Below are 16,127 nucleotides of genomic sequence, written 5' to 3' on the forward strand. Positions count from 1 at the left end.
ATCGCCCACACTTTAATTAAAACACTCGATTATTGGACCCATCCAGGAAATTTTGGCGCTGCCCTTGCGCAAACCGCAAAAACGAACATAATCGAACAATTATCAGGCAGGACCCGCCCTATGTCCCAGACTTTCCGACAGCCCGACATCCTTGAAATCGCCCGCGCCGAGGGCAAGGTCACGGTCGAAGATCTGGCTGAGCGGTTCGACGTGACCGTTCAGACCATCCGCCGCGACCTAACTGAACTTGCCAACGCCGGCAAACTTGAGCGCGTCCATGGCGGCGCCATCCTGCCCTCGGGCGTGACCAACATTCTCTACGACGAACGCCGCCGCCTGAATGAGGCAGGCAAGGCGGCCATTGCGCGCGCCTGCGCGCGGGCCATCCCAGATGGGGCCTCGCTGTTTCTTGATATCGGCACCACAACCGAGGCCGTCGCTCATGAACTGCTGGATCACCGCAATCTGATGGTTATGACCAATAACATGAACGTGGCCCAAATCCTGTTGGCCAACAAGGAATGCGACATCGTCGTCGCCGGTGGCGCACTGCGCCGGGCCGATAACGGGCTGGTCGGCAACCTGACCGCACGCAATATCGAGAATTTCAAATTCGACTACGCAATCCTGGGCTGCTCGGCTTTGGACGACGACGGCGATCTGCTGGATTTCGACATTCAGGAGGTAGTGGTCAGCCAGAAATTGCTACAATGCTCCCGTTCTACGTTTCTGGTTGCTGATCATTCGAAATTTCAACGCTCTGCACCGATGCGTATCGGCTCACTGCGCGACATCGACCAGTTCTTCACAGACCGGCCGTTACCTGCTGCCCTGTCCGAAAGTTGTTCTGCCTGGGACACCTCTGTTCATGTCACAGGCTGAATGCCTACGGGCTTGGCTATGCGCGGCAAGCAAAGAATAGCTATAGCCAAAATCATGACCAATGGCGGCCTTGTTGAGATACGGTTTAAAAAGCACGGGCTTTGAGTAAAGCTACCGAATTGGTCTTACAGCTCGTTCAGTGGAATATGACATCGGACCACATGGCCGTCCGCACCTGTCTGTGAGGGCGGTGTGTCCGTTTCACAGACGGAATCCAGTTTGCGTGGACAGCGGCGTTGGAAGGGACAGCCGCAGGCGGGCGGTGCCAACTCAACTACATCTTCGGCCATAAGCTTTGGCGCAACGTCTGGGTCAGGCTCCAGCACTGCGTTCAGCAGGATATCGGTATAGGGGTGCGATGGACTGCCATAGACGGCCGCCGCCGGGCCAACTTCGCAGATGCGGCCCTGATATAGCACCGCTACCCGATCGGACAGCGCGCGCACCACCGTCAGGTCATGGCTGACAAAGATATAGGTGGTATCCATGGATTTCTTCAGGTCGTTGAGCAGTTCCAGCACCGCCGCCTGCACCGAGACATCAAGCGCCGAAGTAATCTCGTCACACAGAACAATCTCGGGATTGGCGGCAAAGGCGCGGGCCACAGCGACGCGTTGTTTTTCACCACCCGACAATTGCTCGGGACGCCGGTCAAGGTAATGCGAACCAAGGCGGACGGTTTCCAGCAATTCCACCGCGCGATCCTGCAGCGCCCGGCCGCGCAGATTGAAATAAAGCCGCAGCGGCTGGGACAGAATTTCAAGCACCGACTGACGGGGATTAAGGCTTTCGTCAGGATTCTGAAAAACCATCTGAATGCAACGCAGTTGATCCGGGCGACGGCGTTCGACATTGGGTGTCAGAGGTGTGTCCGCTCCCATCAGGATTTGCCCGCCCGAGGGCGGTAAAAGCCCGGCGATAGATTTCAGGATGGTGGATTTTCCGCTGCCGGATTCACCCACCAACCCCAGGGTTTCGCCTTTGGCCAGGATGATGGAGATCCCATCAACCGTGGGCACCGTGGGAACAGCCGGTGGAAACAGCCGTTCGATCAGGCCAGAACGGGCATAGCTGATCGACAGATCCCTGAGCGTCAATGCGGTGTCGCCGCAGGCATCATGGTGCACCGGGTCGGTACCCGACCCGATGGTCGCAATCTGCCCCGTCTTTTCGGGATAAAAACAGCGGGTCACTTCGCCATGGGCGCTTGTGATCAGCGGTGGACGTTTGCTGCGGCACTGATCGTTCGCCAGCACGCAGCGCGGCGCAAAGGCGCAACCTGATCCGGTTTTGCCCGGGGTCGGTGGGCGCCCGTCCAGCGCGACGGGCAGATGGGTCTCCCCCAACCGTGGGATAGAGGCCAGCAACCCGCGTGCGTACGGGTGCAGCGGGTCAGTCAACACATGTCGCGTTGGCCCCTCCAGTACCACCTCGCCAGCATAAAGAACCTGCACCTTTTCGCAGACCCGGGCAATTACCCCCAAATCGTGGCTGACATAGACCATGGCCATGTTCCGCGTTCGGGCCAGCTCGCGCAGCAGCTCAAGGATATGGGCCTGTGTGGTGACATCAAGACCTGTAGTCGGCTCGTCCAGCAACAGCGCATCAGGCTCTCCGGCCAGGGCCATTGCGATCGCCACCCGCTGCTGCTGTCCACCGGACAATTCATGTGGATAACGCTGCATAATTGTCGACGGGTCAGGCAGGCGTACCTGCGATAAAAGGTTGATTACGCGGGCCTCATGCTCGGCCTCTGGTAGAGTGCAATGAAGGCGCAACGCCTCGCGCATCTGAGTCCCGATACGCAAGGTCGGCGTCAGCGACTGGCCCGAGTTCTGCGGCACCACACCCAGTTGCCCGCCGCGGATGGCCTCAAGCTGCTTGCGGGTGCGGTCGAACATGTCATCGCCGTTGAACAGAACCTGCCCACCCATCCGCTGCAATCCACGCTTGAGAAAGCCCATCGCAGCCAGCGCCAGCGTGCTTTTGCCCGAGCCGCTTTCGCCGACAATGCCCAGACTTTCACCGCGACAGACCTGCAGGTCGACGTTGCGCAGCACCGGCAGCAGTGCGCCTGATCTGGCCCTGAAGCCTACTGTCAGGTTGCGGATATCAATCAGCGCAGGCTCGGCCATCTCAGACAACCGCCTTTCGGCTGCGATCCAGCCCGAGGGTTTTGGCAAGTGCGTCAGCGGTCAAGTTGATCCCGATGATCAGCGATGATAGGGCAACCACTGGCCCCAGCACACCCCAGGGCGCCAGCGACATGTAGACCCGCGCGTCAGCGATCATCAGCCCCCAGTCGGGCGTGGGCGGCGAAACGCCAAAGCCCAGAAAAGACAGCGCTGAAAACCCCAGCAGCATCCAGGACCAGCGCATCGCGCCTTCGACCATCATCGTATCCAGCACATTGGGCATCAGTTCGCGCCGGACAATAGTCAACTGGCTGTGGCCACGCGCTCGGGCCGCCGAGATAAAATCACGTGCTACGACCTCATGTGTTGCCGCCCGTGCCACCCGTATCACCGGAATGCCAAAGAAAAACGCAAGTGTCGGGATCAGAACATCGTTGCCAGTGCCGAACACCGTGACCAGCACCAACAGCGGCAGCACCCCCGGCAAGGCCAGAAACGCATCGACAAGGCGCATTACCACCTCGTCCAGCCAACCACCGCGCAAGCCCAGCAAAACACCGGTCAGCCCGCCCCAGATCAGCGCGGCCGGGGTGGCGATACCGGTCACGATCAGCGCCTCGCGCCCGCCCAGCAAAACCCGGGTCATCACGTCACGGCCCAAATGGTCTGTGCCCAGCCAATGGGCAGCAGAAGGATCGGCCAGGATGATGGCCGAATTCATTTCCTTGAAGTCATATGGCACGATCAGCGGGCTGATCAGCGCCAGCACAATATGCAGCGTCACCAGCGTCAGGCCGATACTGCCTGAGGGTAGCCGCACGACTTCTTGCAGGGTTGTCAAAACCCGCTGAAGGCGCGATTGAGCCGGTGCAGTGATGGGGGAAACCTCGGTCATTGGCGCCTCGTCTGGTGGGTTCTGAGGCGCGGGTTCAGCATCATCGCCAGAATGTCTGCCACTAGGTTCACACCCACATAGGTGGCGGCCACGATCAGGGTAATCGCCTGAATGACAGGCAGGTCACGGTCCGAGACCGCATCAACCAGCATCCGGCCAAGCCCAGGATAATTAAAGACAACTTCGACCACAACCACCCCACCCAGAAGCCACGCGATGGTCAGGGCTATCACGTTGATGGCGGGCAACAAAGCGTTGGGCAGTGCGTGTGTCAGAACGATGCGCCAGTAGGGTACGCCTTTCAGCGTGGCCATCTGGACGTAGTCTGTGGCCATGACTTCGATCACCGAGGATCGCACCATGCGCATGATATGGGCGATCATGACAAGGGTCAGAACCACCGCGGCAAGCACGAATTCGGGGAAGAAATCAAGCGGCGGCGCATCGGCCGGTGTGATAACAATTGCAGGCACCCAGCCCAGCCAGATGGCGAAAATCAGAATGAGGATCGTGGCCGAGACAAAATCAGGTATCGTCATGGCAAAGATGGCGCCGGTGGAAAACAACAGGTCAATCGGCTTGTCCCGCCACAGGCCGGCCACGGTGCCCAGAAAAATTGCCAAAGGAATTCCGACGCTTAGCGCACCTGCCGCCAGTAAAAGAGAATTGCGCACCCGGTAGCCCACCAGTTCGGAAATGCTTTGCAGGCCATTGGCAGACATGCCGAAATCGCCGTGCAGAACACCAACGGCCCAATCGGCGTAACGGGTTAACGCGGGTGCGTTCAGCCCCAGATCGTCGCGGCATTTGGCCAGCACCTCGCCCTGGGCATCGCGTTCCAGCACGGCGGTGCAGGCATCGCCCGGCAATGCCTCGACCCCGAGGAAGATAATAACTGAAACAATCCAGATAGTTACCAGACCAAGCGCAAGGCGGCGAAGGAGCAATGAGGTCATGTCAGCCGGGCCTGTCCTTGTAAGTGCGGGGTCCGACTCGGAGCCTAGCCCAAGCTTAATACCTTCGTCGAGCCCCTTGTCCGGATGGGGCGTGTGAACCATCGGATTTCGTACGATGCGTACGAAACGTACGTGGATTTCGTACGCTGTTCGCAAGGCGTTCAGAAACAAGCGTACGTTTTGTACGAAATGAGCGGTAGGGGGGAGGTTTCATCCAGCCAATGCGCTAAGTCGGGACTTGATATAGTCGCGGATTTGGATGGCGTTTTGGTGATCATTGGGCATAGCTTTTTTGGTGAAAATGCTTAGCGCGCGCTCGATACTTCTGAGAGCACCCTTCAGGTGGATTTCAGGTTCTTGCGTATTATTGTGTTCTGCACGATTGATCCTCATGAGTGCAAAGTTTGCGTGGGTCTCCGCCAGTAGCCTAGGGTTGTCGGAGTTTGACAGGATTTTAATTACCTCTTCATAATCCTTTAATGCATGATCAATATGTTCAGTTCCTCTATTGCCCTCAACCATTTGACCTAAGCAAACCCTTGCCGAAGCGCGGTCCCGGCGAATCTCAACGTTCTTATTAAAATCCTTTTCGCGCGTTATGACTGTAAGTGCGTCGTCGAAGGCTTCCAGTGCTTCGAAAAGAAATTTTTCTTGATCGTGATTCCCGAATAATACCGCATAATTCTTTCTCGCATTTGCGTAATTGTTTCGTGCTCCAGCCCATTTCTCCATGTCTTCAACGCTACGAAAATAGTCCACTGCGGAAGATAAATGCCACAACGCCAATTCCATTAGATGAACATCTTCTATGGGCTGAGCGTTTGCACGGTTAGCTGCGGTATTTCTTCTAACAAGTGTATTGAGAGCACGGCCAAGGCTATTTTCGACTGTTGCGGCGTCTTCCTTATGCCCAACATGCATATAAGTTGCCAAAAGCGGAAGGTACTCCATGATGACCTCTTTGAGCAAATGGGATGCACTAGTGTCATCCATCCTGTTGCTCTTTTCCACCAAGGTTTGAAGGCGACTGTGTTCTGAACGCAAGGCCTTGTTATCTTTAAGTTTATTGTAACTTTGCGTAGCGGCCTCAAGGATTTTTACAGCAAAATCAAAGCCCTCTCCACCAAACCTGTCTCCATGGCTTCTCAGGCGTTGGTGATATGCGAACCTTTTTTCCGCCGTTTCTAGCGGATCGATGCCAGCAAAACTGTCAGCGGCACGCGAAAGATAATCGTACGCGTCTTCGACCCGGTTTTCGATTAACGCTAGGTCAGCTTTTCCTTCAAGAGCAAATGCCGCTTCCTCTAATCGCCGATTTAATTCGCCGTCACGCCCCATCTCGAGGATACCATCAAATAGTTTTTGGACTTCTGCATAGCGACGCTCCCGCAGAAGGCGGGCGATCTCGCTTCGTGCATTAGCGTTGCCATCCTCAGGAGAAGTTTGTTCGTAGCGGGTAATCGTTGCCTGCAGTTGCTGAACTTTGTTGGTAATATAAACGATCAGGTCTTGCCAATTTTCGCGATGAGGTTTGGGGTGGTTAAGTTCAATTGCGATATCACGCAAATCGGCAAGTGCGGCTTCCGGGTCATTCTTGTGTTGTTCTTGCAAGCGGCGGAAGTTGCTTTGAATATCCTGCAAACTTTCCTTGATTTCGTTTTGGCCAGCCTCGATCTTCTCGGTCCGTTTTTCCACCCGATCAACCGTGGTGGTGAGGCCATCGGTTTTGCGAGCGATATCGATCAAGGTTTCTTCGTTGAGTTGCGCGCGGAAGTCCTTGTCGTCGTAGCAGGAGCGCATTGCGGCGGTGAGGGCATGGCGCAGGAGCGTTTTGATCTGATTGGTGTCACCGTCAAAAGGGATGGTGGCGTGCAAGAGCTCTACCAGAGCGGCGATACGTGCTTCTTTGGCGCCATGTTTATACGCAGCGATCAGATGTCCGGAGTTGAGGGTTGTGTGCTCCTGCCGGTCTTGCAGAAGGGCATTGGCGCGCTCAAGGTTAACCCCGTCGAACTCGGGTGTGTCGCGCAGGGCCACAATGGTGGCTTGGATGGCGTTTTCGCGAGCACGTTTGGCGCAGTTTTTGCGCAGGGCTATACCGACGGCGGCCAGCCCGCCCAACCCGGTGGCAACAACAATACCACCCGAGGGGTCGCCCAAAGCGAAAGCCAAGGCACCGACGCAAATCGTGCTACTTTTGTCGGCGATCTTTTCAAATGTACTCATACAGGTTGCTCCCCCCCAGAAGAACCCAAGCAGGGTGGCCCAACCGGTGATTGAATGCAAGCGGAAGGAGTCTTGGCGTCAAGGCGCGTGGGATTTACCCTCCCTACCGGCGGATGCCGATCTTGCCGCCGACGCCCTCGGGCAAAGGCAATCGCGCGTCAGAGGCGGCCATGGCGCGGACACGGGTGAGGATGAAATCAGGCATGGCGGCCACGCGGGGACCGTCAAGATTGACATGCAGGGTCATGCATTCACCGGTGGCCGCCAGCCAGCCGTCTTCGTGGAAAAGTTCCTGAAAGGTGTGAAACCGCTTTTCATCGTGGTCAATGATCCGGAAAGACGAGCGTACCCGGTCGCCCAGTTTCAGCTCGCGCAGGTAGCGGACGTGAAACTCGGCCGCAAAGGTGGTGTGGTTGTGGGCGGCGATATAGTCGGGGCCGAAACCGAAGCCTTCGAACACCTGATCGGCAGCGCGGTCGAACAGCACGGTGTAATAGCCCATGTTCAGGTGGTTGTTATAGTCGATCCAGCCCGGCTCGATCTCAAGCAGGGTGGAAATGAAGGGCGTGTTTTCAGTCATGCGGCGGGTCGTCCCTGGATTGGCGTTACGCCAAGGTACGGTGTCTGCCGGGGGGGATGCAAAGCGATAATTCCAGGCCCTTCAGGCATCCACGATCAACAGGCAGGCACCCAGCAGTTTGCGGGTGTCGTCGTAGACATTGGGCCGCTCGCCCAGCCAGCGCGCATACATCCGGTGCGCAGGGGGCTGGCCGCCGGCAAGCGCGTCGATGACGGCCAGCGTTTCATCGGCGATCTTGCCGATGCGGTGGCGCATGTTGTCATGATAGGTATCGCGGTGGCGTGCCTCCATCCGCAGGTGGAAAAGCGAGCTGCGCGCGCGAGGCAGAATTTGCATATTCTCAACTGAATCTTGAATATTTCCCCTCCAGATCGCGCGAGCCTTGTCAAAACGCGATAATGCCCGCCCTGCCCGGCCATTGGCCTGATCCAGCATGGCCAGATTGACCAGAACCGTGGCGCGGCGCGGGTCAGTTTTGGAAAAACGCAGTTTCGCCACCCAATGGGCGCGGGTGAAAAGCGTGGCAGCGCGGGATTGATCGCCCGATGCCCAGGCGGCATTACCGGCCTCCATCAGCCCTTCCCACAGGATATCGGCGCGGGTCCAGCCCGCGGCCCGGGCGATGCGCGCCTGGGCCGAGCCGAGGTCAAACCCCCAGATACGCGGCGCGAACATGTTCGTTGTCATGGAGCTCATTTGCGGGGCCCTCCAAGGCCATGTTTCCGGTTTCCAGCACATAGGCGTGATCGGCCAGTTCCAGCGCCAGTTCGGCGTTTTGTTCGACCAGCACCACCGACAGGCCCTGGGCGTTTATCTCTTCGATGATCACGGCGATTTCCTCGACAATCACCGGAGCCAGACCCATTGAGGGTTCGTCCATCAGCAGCAGTTTGGGCGCCGACATCAGGGCGCGGCCGATAGCCAGCATCTGCTGTTCGCCCCCCGACATGGTTTTTGCCATCTGGCGGCGGCGTTCCTTGAGGCGGGGAAAGCGGGTGAACACGCCTTCCAGATCATTTTCAACCGCCTCCTTGTCGCGGCGCAGGAACGCACCGGTGCGCAGGTTTTCCTCGACTGTCATGTCGGGGAAAATCCGCCGGCCTTCGGGGACATGGGCAATGCCGTGCGCGACAACCTTGTCCGAGAGAAGGCCGTCGATCCGTTTGCCGTTGAAATGGATCTCACCGCCCGCCAGCGGCACCATGCCCGACATCGCGCGCAGGGTGGTGGTTTTGCCCGCCCCGTTGCCGCCGATGATGGTCACGATTTTTCCGTCGGGCACCGAAATCGAGATGTTACGCACGGCGGATACCTTGCCGTAATTGACCGAGATATCCTTCATCTCAAGCAACATGGCGCGCGCCTCCCAGATAGGCCTCGATCACCGCCGGGTGATGGCGGATTTCCTCGGCGTTGCCTTCGGCGAGGAACTTGCCGAAACTCATGCAGGTGATGGTATCGCACAGGCCCATTATGGCCTGCATATCGTGTTCGACCAGAAGGATGGTGATGCCATCGTCGCGCAGCTTGCGCATCAGGCCCATCATCTGGCGGGTTTCCTCGGGGTTCATGCCGGTAAAGGGTTCGTCCAGCAGCATCACGTCGGGGTGGCTGGCATAGGCCACGGCCATGCCTAGCGCACGCTGGTGGCCATGGCTGAGATCGCCGGCCAGATCGTTTTTCAGGTGATCCAGACCGAAGAATTCCAGCGCCTCGTTCGCGCGGGCCTGCGCCCCGTGGCGATCCTCTTTGTCCCAGCCGATGATGGCCGCAAAGATATTGGGGCGAAACGGCATGTGGGTGCCGACAAGGGCGTTGTCCATCACCGTGAGTTCGGCAAACAGCGTCGAGTGCTGAAAGGTGCGCACCACGCCGCGGCGTGCAACCTCGTGCATCTTGAGGCCTGAAATGTTTTCGCCGCGCAGGCGCACCTGCCCCTCGGTCGGTTTGTAAAAGCCCGAGATCATGTTGAAGGTGGTGGTCTTGCCCGCGCCGTTGGGCCCGATCAGCCCGTGAATTTCGCCGTGATTGACCTTGAACGACAGCCCGTCCACCGCCGTCAGACCGCCAAAACGCATGGTCAGATTGTCGACTTCGAGAAACTGGGTCATTTCGCGGCCTCCTGTTTGGGGGCACCGTCCGGTGCCCGGCGGCTGAATATTTTCTGCACGACGCTTTCAAGGCCCTTGGGCATGAACAGGATCGACAGGATCATGATCGCGCCATAGATCAGCGGGCGCATCTGTTCGAACCCCATTTCACGCAGAACGATTTCGTTCAGCACGGTCAGCACGACACAGCCAAGGATCGGGCCATAGAACGTGCCGGTGCCGCCGACGATGGCCCATGTCAGCACGAACACCATTACCTCGACGTCAAAAGAGTTGGGGTTGATCGTGCCGATGTAATGGGCGAGCAGCGCCCCGCCGATACCGGCAAAGCCGCTGGCGATTGCAAAGGCCAGGGTGCGGTAGGCGCGCAGGTTGACGCCCGAAGCCTCGGCCAGTTTGTCCTGCCAGTGCACGGCGTGAAAGGTCAGCCCGACCGGGGATTTTTCAATCCGCCACAGAACCCACAGACAAAACGCCACTACTGCGCCGGACATGTAGTAATAGCTGACCGGCTCGAAAAAATCGAAATCATAGATGCCGATGGAAAAGTCCGGCATGGGGTCGATCCCCTTGATCCCCTTGGCCCCGCCAAAGGGATCGCGAAAGCGTTTCCACAAAAGGCGGATGATTTCACCGGCGGCAAAGCTGCCGATAAGAAAATAAAACCCCTTCATCCGGAACAGCGGGAAGGACAAAAGCACCGCCAGAAGGGCGGCGGTGATGCCCCCCAGTAAGATCGAGACGGGCACGTAAACGCCAAGCTTTTTTGAGAAAAGCGCCGAGGCATAAGCGCCCACGCCCATGATGACCACATGACCAAGCGACCATTCGCCGGTCAGGGTCAGCAGGCGATAAGACGAGACCAGAAGGATGTTTATGGTGAGGAAAACAAGGATTTCCTGTTGCGAAAACGACAACCCGTGGGGCAGCGCGATAAACGCGGCAACGGCGGCAAGAAGGATGATCAGGTTACGCACGATCCGCACTCCCGAACAATCCGGTGGGCTTGACGATCAGCACCAGCAGCATCAGCGACAGGCCGGTGATATCGGCAATCACCCCGTCAAAGAAGGTGGTCACAAAGGTATGCACAAAGGCATAGGCAACCGAGGCAACAATCGCCCCTTCAAGGCTGCCGACCCCGCCGACAATGATCACGATAAAGGCGGTCACAATGACCGAGTGGCCCATATGCGGGTTGACCGACACCAGCGGTGCGGTCAGCGCGCCCGCAATACCGGCCAGCCCCGCCCCGATGAACATTGCAATCCGTGCGGTCTGATTGATGGAAATCCCCTGAAGCGCAGCGGCCTCGGGGTCTTGGGCGGCGGCGCGCAGGGCCCAGCCAAAGCGGGTTTTCTTGAGAAACACCCACAGCATGCTAAGCAAAACAACCGCCGCGATGATTACATAAAGCCGCGCCAGCGGCAGGCGCACCCTGTCGGAAAACTCGATCACGTATTGGGTGACGGGGGGAATATTCTCCATCCGCACGCCAAAGCCCATCACCGCCAGTGCCTGCAGGATCATCAGAAACCCGATCGACGCCACAAGCCCGCCCAAAGGGTTATCCCTGAGCGGTCGAAACAGCGCCCGTTCCATCGCAAGCCCCAGAAAGCCGACAAATATCAGCCCGGCGGCCACGGCAATGAAAAACGGCAGCTGCCAGTCGGTGTATAGAAAGACAACCGAATAGGCGCCTGCCATATACAGCTCGCCATGGGCAAAGTTGATCACGCCCATCACCCCAAAGATCAGCACAAGGCCGACCGCAATGAGCGAGATGTAGGAAGCAGCATATATGGCGTTCAGGCCGGTCTGCGCGAGTAGGTCCAGCATCGTTGGGTTTCTCTTATTAGAGGGAGTTGGGGCGGCACCCTTGCGCCGCCCCGAGCCAGTCTGAAAGGTTAGCCGCGCTGATCCCACATCTGGTCATAAGCCTTCATATGCTTGACCAGAAGATCGCCGTGCTTGTCATACCAGGCGGGAATACTGCGGAATTCCTTGATGGTGGCCTTGCCACCTTCGATCGCCACAACCGGCCAGTCGCCGACCAGCGCGTTGTCAATCCCGAACAGCTCGGTGCCCCACCACTTGGCGTCGCCAAAGGCGTGTTTGCCGGTTCCGCCTTCTTTCATAGCGGCGGCCACGGCGTCGGGCTCGGCCGAGCCGGCCTTTTCGGCGGCGGCCTTCCACAGGTCCATGATGCTGGCATATTCCCAGCTGACCGCGCCCCATTGGCCGGGGAAGCGTTTGTTGAATTCGGCATAGAATCCGTTGGGATCAGCAAAGTTGATCTGATCGGAATTCAGTGCTGCATCGTCGAAATCGGGGAACTGGAAGATGAACCCTTCCATGAATTCTTCGGATGTTTTTGCGATCATCTGGTCGTAGAAATCGGCCGTGCAGCTGATGATCTGACCTTTGAAGCCTTGCTGGAACAGCTGTTCGGCGATGGGATGGACGTAATCGGAATAACAGGTATCCAGACAGACGATATCGGGATTGCCCGAAATCAGCTTCGTCACCACCGGCGCGAAATCGGTTGTGGCCGGGTCAAACAGCAGCGGATCGTCCAGCATTTCAATGCCAGCGGCCTCGAATGCGGCCAGATAGGTGGCAACCGACGGCAGGCCAAGGGCGTCGTCCTGCGCGCACATCACGGCTGTTTTCAGCTCGGGTTTGTTTTCGGCCAGCCATTCAACACCGGTGACGTTGTAAATCGGGTGCACCTCGGCCGGGGCTATCAGGGTTGTCGTATCGGGGGACAGATCGCTGGGAAGCAGGGTGGAAAACAGCATGCCGGTCTTGTCGGCCACGGGTTGGACGCCGGGCCATGTATCGCCACCCAGCATCATGATGAAGCTCACGCCATCCTCGCGGATCAGCTTGGTCGCACCGGTGCGGGCCTTGGCGGGGTCATATTCGTTGTCATAGCCGACAAATTCGACCTGATAGTCACCATCGGCCAGCTTGATCCCGCCGGCGGCATTCACCCGCTCGGCCCAGATTTCGCAGCCATCAAGGCCGGGTTTGCCCCAGGCCGCAACCGGCCCGGTCAACGGCGCCAGAAAGCCGATCTTGATTACCTTGTCCGCTGCCAGCGCCACCCGGGGCATGCTGGACGCGGCCGCCGCGGCGGCGGTCGATTGCAGAAAGGTCCGGCGCGTCAGGCCCGACTTCATGATCTTGGATAGCATTAGACTTCTCCCATGTTGGCACACCCGTTTTTCCGGGTAGATGTTTTTGGAAACCACCTACTTGCGTTCACTCACTGCCGAGCGTCGACATCTTAAGGTGTTACAATACCAGTTCGCGCAAATTGGTTTGGTCCCGTGAGAAAAAGCTAACAGACAACCGGGTATCTGCCAAGAAAATTGGTTCTTTTTTTGATGTATTTTTTGATTTTGGTACATTTTCGGTCTATATTTATTATAAAATTTGCACGAATATTCATATATTTCAGCAACTTGAACAAATCTTCTGCATCCGATCATGATGCGATCAAAAAAGTACCAATTTGGGGGTATCTGCTCTATATTGGTTCAAAGTCGGCCAGAACGACACCGGCAGCCATAGGGGTTTATGGCGCTTTTCGCCGTGCATAGCGCGCTCTATGGTATAAGACACGCCACTCAGGGGCCCGGCGCGGGGCCCGACAATTGCCCGGATGCCGAGATGAACAAAAAGATTGATGAAACCGCCACCACCCTGATCACCGGTCAGCCGGTCGGTGCCACGGTGCAGATTGTTGTGGACACGCTGTTTGCCCGGATCAAATCCGAAGAATACCCAACCGACACCCGGCTGCCATCCGAGCGCACGCTGGCCTCGGAGCTGGGCGTGGCGCGCAATACGGTCCGCGAGGCGCTGGATGTGCTGGAAACCCAGAAGGTCATCCGCCGGCGCGCCGGATCGGGCAGCTTTGTTACCTACAAATCCAGCACGCCCAGCAATACGCCGGAAAATTCGGTCGCCGATGACACCAGCCCGCTGGATCACCTGGTGGTGCGCGGCATTCTGGAGCCCGAAATGGTACGCCTTGCGGTGATCAACATGACCCCGCGCCAGATTACCGAACTGTCCAAGACACTGTCACAGATCGAGGCGATCCTGACGGATGTGGATGAATTCATCGGGTTTGAGGAAAAGATTTACATGCAGATCGCCGAGGGCACCGGCAACCCGCTGCTGGCGTCGTGTTATCGGTTGACGATTGAAACCTACCGCCAAAGCTTTCGCACCAAGCTGCGCCGCCGCAACCTGACGCCCAAGCGAATTCAGGACTATCAGAAGCGCTACAACACCCTATTCAACGCCATCGCCTCACGCGATGTGGCCTCGGCGGTGGAGTTCATCAAGCTGCATCTGGTGGAAGAGCAGAAACTGCTGTTACAGGAGTTTTGAGGGTGGGCAATTCCGATGTTCGCTATGGAAAACGCAAAGCGGACCTTCAACTTGCAAGCTTTAGCTTCCATCAGCAGCGCCTTTACATCTCTTGGGGATCGGGTCAGAGGGAAATAACCTGATCACCGGCCCCACGCCCCAGAGCGCCGAAATTGGGGTACTCTGGGAAGCAAAGTGATGGCGCTGATTTCTCGGGGCTATTCTTGAACTGTCTCCAAGTAAAGTGCCACCGCCATAGCCCGGCCAGCAGCAATGGAAATGGAATCAGACTTGCTAACGCCGCGATCTTGCATTGCATCGGCGATAAATTCATCACCCCAAACCGGCATCGCTGAAGGGCCGTGACCAGGTGCTTCCATACCTAGTATTATGACATTATAGACATCAGAAAACGGAAACTTTCCACCCGCACGCTCGGAAAGTTTCGTTAAATCTTTTGGCTTTACCTGAAACAGGTCTGCGACCTCACCTCCGCCTTTGGCGTCGTCCCCATGGCACACTGAGCAAGTTTTGGTATAGGTCGATTTCCCTAATATGATAGTGGAATCCTCAGCTTGAGCCGCGCACGCAGAAAATAGTATTACTGCAGTTGCTAAAGTATTCTGAAGTGTCATAGATCTTCTCCTTGCATATTGTTCTGCAGAAAGCTCCGCTTCCCCAAAAACCTTCGGACGGCCTCATTGACCCTGAGCCCGCACATTTGTCAGTCTAAGCTAGAACTCAGACTGACAAATTGATCTGTGTTAATCCTACTGGATATCGGATGTCAGAAAGGCCAAATGCAGCGGGCAGACGTTCGCTTTGATCTCTAAATGGCCACGCATCACACACTCTGTACGCCTCAATCCCCCGCGCACCGAGGGAACGGGCAGCACGCTGTGGGCGTTGCGTTACCAGCCGACGATTGAAACCTGCCGCCGGAGTTTCCGCACCAAGCTGCGCCGCCACAACCTGACGCCCAAGCAAATTCAGGACTACCTGAAAGGCGACAACACCCCTTTCGGCGCCATCACCTCACGCGATGGGGGGATCGTTAGCTTGTCCATGACCTGCGTCAACGACAGCATATTCGTCGTAAGCGCTTGATCAAGGACGTCCAGAGTATCCGGATGACAAGGGGAGGAAGAACAAATAATGCCAATCAATTCAAAAATCGTAGTGCTCACGACCTGTTTTGTAGCAGGAGCAGCAACTGCAAAAGACCGTGATGAAAGCTACCATGCCGACTTCGTTTTCGGCGCGCCTGCAGAAAGCACAGAAGCATGGGAAGTGACGCGCGGAGGACGACTCTATGACAACTGGTACGCCACTCAAGATATGGACAAGCCCGAAGACACGCATCCTGCGTGGCCAGCAAGCAATGTTAAGAAGTCCGGCGGTGTGACCACACGCTGCAAATCCTGCCATGGGTGGGACTATCGCGGGGCCGACGGCAAATACGGTTCGGGATCTTACCAGACCGGCATTGCTGGCGTAATGGGCTATTCCGGCGATGCAACGGCACTTGAGGCGCTTTTACGAGCCGAACCTCATGGTTACAGCGAAGACATGATTCCGAAAGACCACGCGCAGTATATTTCGACCTTCCTTGCCAAAGGGCTCGACGACATGAACACCGTGATCAACTTTGATACCGGCGAAGTAGCGGGCAACATTCAGAACGGCGCCGCTGTCTTTCAGACAACCTGTGCGTCTTGCCACGGTTTTGATGGTCGCGCGCTTGACTGGGGCGATGCCGATGAGCCGGGCTATGTCGGGACCGAGGCGAATGCAAACCCATGGGAAGTTCTGCACAAAATCCGTAATGGCCACCCCGGCGTAGAGATGATCGCGTTGCGGGCATTTGATCTGCAGGTCGGTGTCGACGTACTGGCCTTTACGCGGACTTTGCCCGTGAAATAAAAGCCACTTGGCTGGGGGCTTCAAGAAACAAGC

At 57.3% G+C, this 16,127-nt stretch carries 16 protein-coding genes; 4 read left to right on the plus strand and 12 right to left on the minus strand.

Annotated features, from left to right (window positions below; all coding sequences use genetic code 11):
• Positions 1 to 120: 120 nt before the first annotated feature.
• On the plus strand, positions 121 to 882 hold the full coding sequence (locus tag PEL8287_RS12220) for a DeoR/GlpR family DNA-binding transcription regulator (RefSeq protein WP_085892701.1): 762 nt from the start codon (positions 121 to 123) through the stop codon (positions 880 to 882).
• 125 nt (positions 883 to 1,007) lie between these two features.
• On the opposite strand, the gene PEL8287_RS12225 is transcribed toward PEL8287_RS12220, so the two are convergent.
• The 11 genes from PEL8287_RS12225 to PEL8287_RS12275 all read right to left on the minus strand — a co-directional run bounded on the left by PEL8287_RS12225 (position 1,008) and on the right by PEL8287_RS12275 (position 12,985).
• Complete coding sequence (locus PEL8287_RS12225) at positions 1,008 to 3,017, minus strand: ABC transporter ATP-binding protein (protein ID WP_085892702.1); 2,010 nt, start codon at positions 3,015 to 3,017, stop codon at positions 1,008 to 1,010.
• Between the two features lies 1 nt (position 3,018).
• Positions 3,019 to 3,912 (minus strand): ABC transporter permease, encoded by an 894-nt coding sequence (locus PEL8287_RS12230; RefSeq protein WP_085892703.1) that lies wholly within the window; start codon positions 3,910 to 3,912, stop codon positions 3,019 to 3,021.
• Entirely contained in the window at positions 3,909 to 4,868 is a 960-nt protein-coding gene (locus tag PEL8287_RS12235) for an ABC transporter permease (RefSeq protein ID WP_085892704.1), read from the minus strand. The genes PEL8287_RS12230 and PEL8287_RS12235 overlap by 4 nt, the downstream gene beginning before the upstream one ends.
• Positions 4,869 to 5,078: 210 nt before the next feature.
• The gene (locus tag PEL8287_RS12240) at positions 5,079 to 7,094 is read right to left on the minus strand and encodes a hypothetical protein (protein WP_085892705.1); all 2,016 of its coding nucleotides are present in this window, start codon (positions 7,092 to 7,094) and stop codon (positions 5,079 to 5,081) included.
• A 103-nt stretch (positions 7,095 to 7,197) separates the two neighbouring features.
• On the minus strand, positions 7,198 to 7,674 hold the full coding sequence (locus tag PEL8287_RS12245; protein ID WP_085892706.1) for a thioesterase family protein: 477 nt from the start codon (positions 7,672 to 7,674) through the stop codon (positions 7,198 to 7,200).
• A gap of 81 nt (positions 7,675 to 7,755) precedes the next feature.
• Complete coding sequence (locus PEL8287_RS12250) at positions 7,756 to 8,349, minus strand: BTAD domain-containing putative transcriptional regulator (protein WP_085892707.1); 594 nt, start codon at positions 8,347 to 8,349, stop codon at positions 7,756 to 7,758.
• Complete coding sequence (locus PEL8287_RS12255) at positions 8,321 to 9,028, minus strand: ABC transporter ATP-binding protein (RefSeq protein ID WP_085892708.1); 708 nt, start codon at positions 9,026 to 9,028, stop codon at positions 8,321 to 8,323. Before PEL8287_RS12255 ends, PEL8287_RS12250 begins: the two co-directional genes overlap by 29 nt.
• Positions 9,018 to 9,785, minus strand: coding sequence for an ABC transporter ATP-binding protein (locus PEL8287_RS12260; RefSeq protein ID WP_085892710.1), 768 nt, complete (start codon positions 9,783 to 9,785; stop codon positions 9,018 to 9,020). Before PEL8287_RS12260 ends, PEL8287_RS12255 begins: the two co-directional genes overlap by 11 nt.
• Positions 9,782 to 10,762, minus strand: coding sequence for a branched-chain amino acid ABC transporter permease (locus PEL8287_RS12265; RefSeq protein ID WP_235862294.1), 981 nt, complete (start codon positions 10,760 to 10,762; stop codon positions 9,782 to 9,784). The genes PEL8287_RS12260 and PEL8287_RS12265 overlap by 4 nt, the downstream gene beginning before the upstream one ends.
• Positions 10,755 to 11,624, minus strand: coding sequence for a branched-chain amino acid ABC transporter permease (locus tag PEL8287_RS12270; RefSeq protein ID WP_085892712.1), 870 nt, complete (start codon positions 11,622 to 11,624; stop codon positions 10,755 to 10,757). Before PEL8287_RS12270 ends, PEL8287_RS12265 begins: the two co-directional genes overlap by 8 nt.
• 68 nt (positions 11,625 to 11,692) lie before the next feature.
• The gene (locus PEL8287_RS12275; protein ID WP_085892714.1) at positions 11,693 to 12,985 is read right to left on the minus strand and encodes an ABC transporter substrate-binding protein; all 1,293 of its coding nucleotides are present in this window, start codon (positions 12,983 to 12,985) and stop codon (positions 11,693 to 11,695) included.
• Positions 12,986 to 13,463: 478 nt separating this feature from the next.
• Here PEL8287_RS12275 and PEL8287_RS12280 point away from each other — a divergent pair, with 478 nt between their 5' ends.
• Positions 13,464 to 14,192 (plus strand): FadR/GntR family transcriptional regulator, encoded by a 729-nt coding sequence (locus tag PEL8287_RS12280; RefSeq protein WP_085892934.1) that lies wholly within the window; start codon positions 13,464 to 13,466, stop codon positions 14,190 to 14,192.
• Positions 14,193 to 14,389: 197 nt separating this feature from the next.
• Here the strand turns inward: PEL8287_RS12280 and PEL8287_RS12285 are convergent, their stop codons facing one another.
• Entirely contained in the window at positions 14,390 to 14,806 is a 417-nt protein-coding gene (locus PEL8287_RS12285) for a c-type cytochrome (RefSeq protein WP_085892715.1), read from the minus strand.
• Between the two features lie 187 nt (positions 14,807 to 14,993).
• Here PEL8287_RS12285 and PEL8287_RS12290 point away from each other — a divergent pair, with 187 nt between their 5' ends.
• Both PEL8287_RS12290 and PEL8287_RS12295 read left to right on the plus strand, forming a co-directional pair.
• Positions 14,994 to 15,278 (plus strand): hypothetical protein, encoded by a 285-nt coding sequence (locus tag PEL8287_RS12290; protein ID WP_085892716.1) that lies wholly within the window; start codon positions 14,994 to 14,996, stop codon positions 15,276 to 15,278.
• A gap of 48 nt (positions 15,279 to 15,326) precedes the next feature.
• The gene (locus PEL8287_RS12295; protein ID WP_085892717.1) at positions 15,327 to 16,094 is read left to right on the plus strand and encodes a c-type cytochrome; all 768 of its coding nucleotides are present in this window, start codon (positions 15,327 to 15,329) and stop codon (positions 16,092 to 16,094) included.
• The last annotated feature ends 33 nt before the right edge of the window (positions 16,095 to 16,127 follow it).

It is taken from the genome of Roseovarius litorisediminis, from assembly GCF_900172295.1.
Taxonomy (GTDB): domain Bacteria; phylum Pseudomonadota; class Alphaproteobacteria; order Rhodobacterales; family Rhodobacteraceae; genus Roseovarius; species Roseovarius litorisediminis.

Coding starts and splice junctions, on each gene's coding strand:
- PEL8287_RS12220 (WP_085892701.1), top strand. CDS start 121: ATGTCCCAGACTTTCCGACAGCCCGACATCCTTGAAATCGCCCGCGCC.
- PEL8287_RS12225 (WP_085892702.1), bottom strand. CDS start 3,017: ATGGCCGAGCCTGCGCTGATTGATATCCGCAACCTGACAGTAGGCTTC.
- PEL8287_RS12230 (WP_085892703.1), bottom strand. CDS start 3,912: ATGACCGAGGTTTCCCCCATCACTGCACCGGCTCAATCGCGCCTTCAG.
- PEL8287_RS12235 (WP_085892704.1), bottom strand. CDS start 4,868: ATGACCTCATTGCTCCTTCGCCGCCTTGCGCTTGGTCTGGTAACTATC.
- PEL8287_RS12240 (WP_085892705.1), bottom strand. CDS start 7,094: ATGAGTACATTTGAAAAGATCGCCGACAAAAGTAGCACGATTTGCGTC.
- PEL8287_RS12245 (WP_085892706.1), bottom strand. CDS start 7,674: ATGACTGAAAACACGCCCTTCATTTCCACCCTGCTTGAGATCGAGCCG.
- PEL8287_RS12250 (WP_085892707.1), bottom strand. CDS start 8,349: ATGTTCGCGCCGCGTATCTGGGGGTTTGACCTCGGCTCGGCCCAGGCG.
- PEL8287_RS12255 (WP_085892708.1), bottom strand. CDS start 9,028: ATGTTGCTTGAGATGAAGGATATCTCGGTCAATTACGGCAAGGTATCC.
- PEL8287_RS12260 (WP_085892710.1), bottom strand. CDS start 9,785: ATGACCCAGTTTCTCGAAGTCGACAATCTGACCATGCGTTTTGGCGGT.
- PEL8287_RS12270 (WP_085892712.1), bottom strand. CDS start 11,624: ATGCTGGACCTACTCGCGCAGACCGGCCTGAACGCCATATATGCTGCT.
- PEL8287_RS12275 (WP_085892714.1), bottom strand. CDS start 12,985: ATGCTATCCAAGATCATGAAGTCGGGCCTGACGCGCCGGACCTTTCTG.
- PEL8287_RS12280 (WP_085892934.1), top strand. CDS start 13,464: ATGAACAAAAAGATTGATGAAACCGCCACCACCCTGATCACCGGTCAG.
- PEL8287_RS12285 (WP_085892715.1), bottom strand. CDS start 14,806: ATGACACTTCAGAATACTTTAGCAACTGCAGTAATACTATTTTCTGCG.
- PEL8287_RS12295 (WP_085892717.1), top strand. CDS start 15,327: ATGCCAATCAATTCAAAAATCGTAGTGCTCACGACCTGTTTTGTAGCA.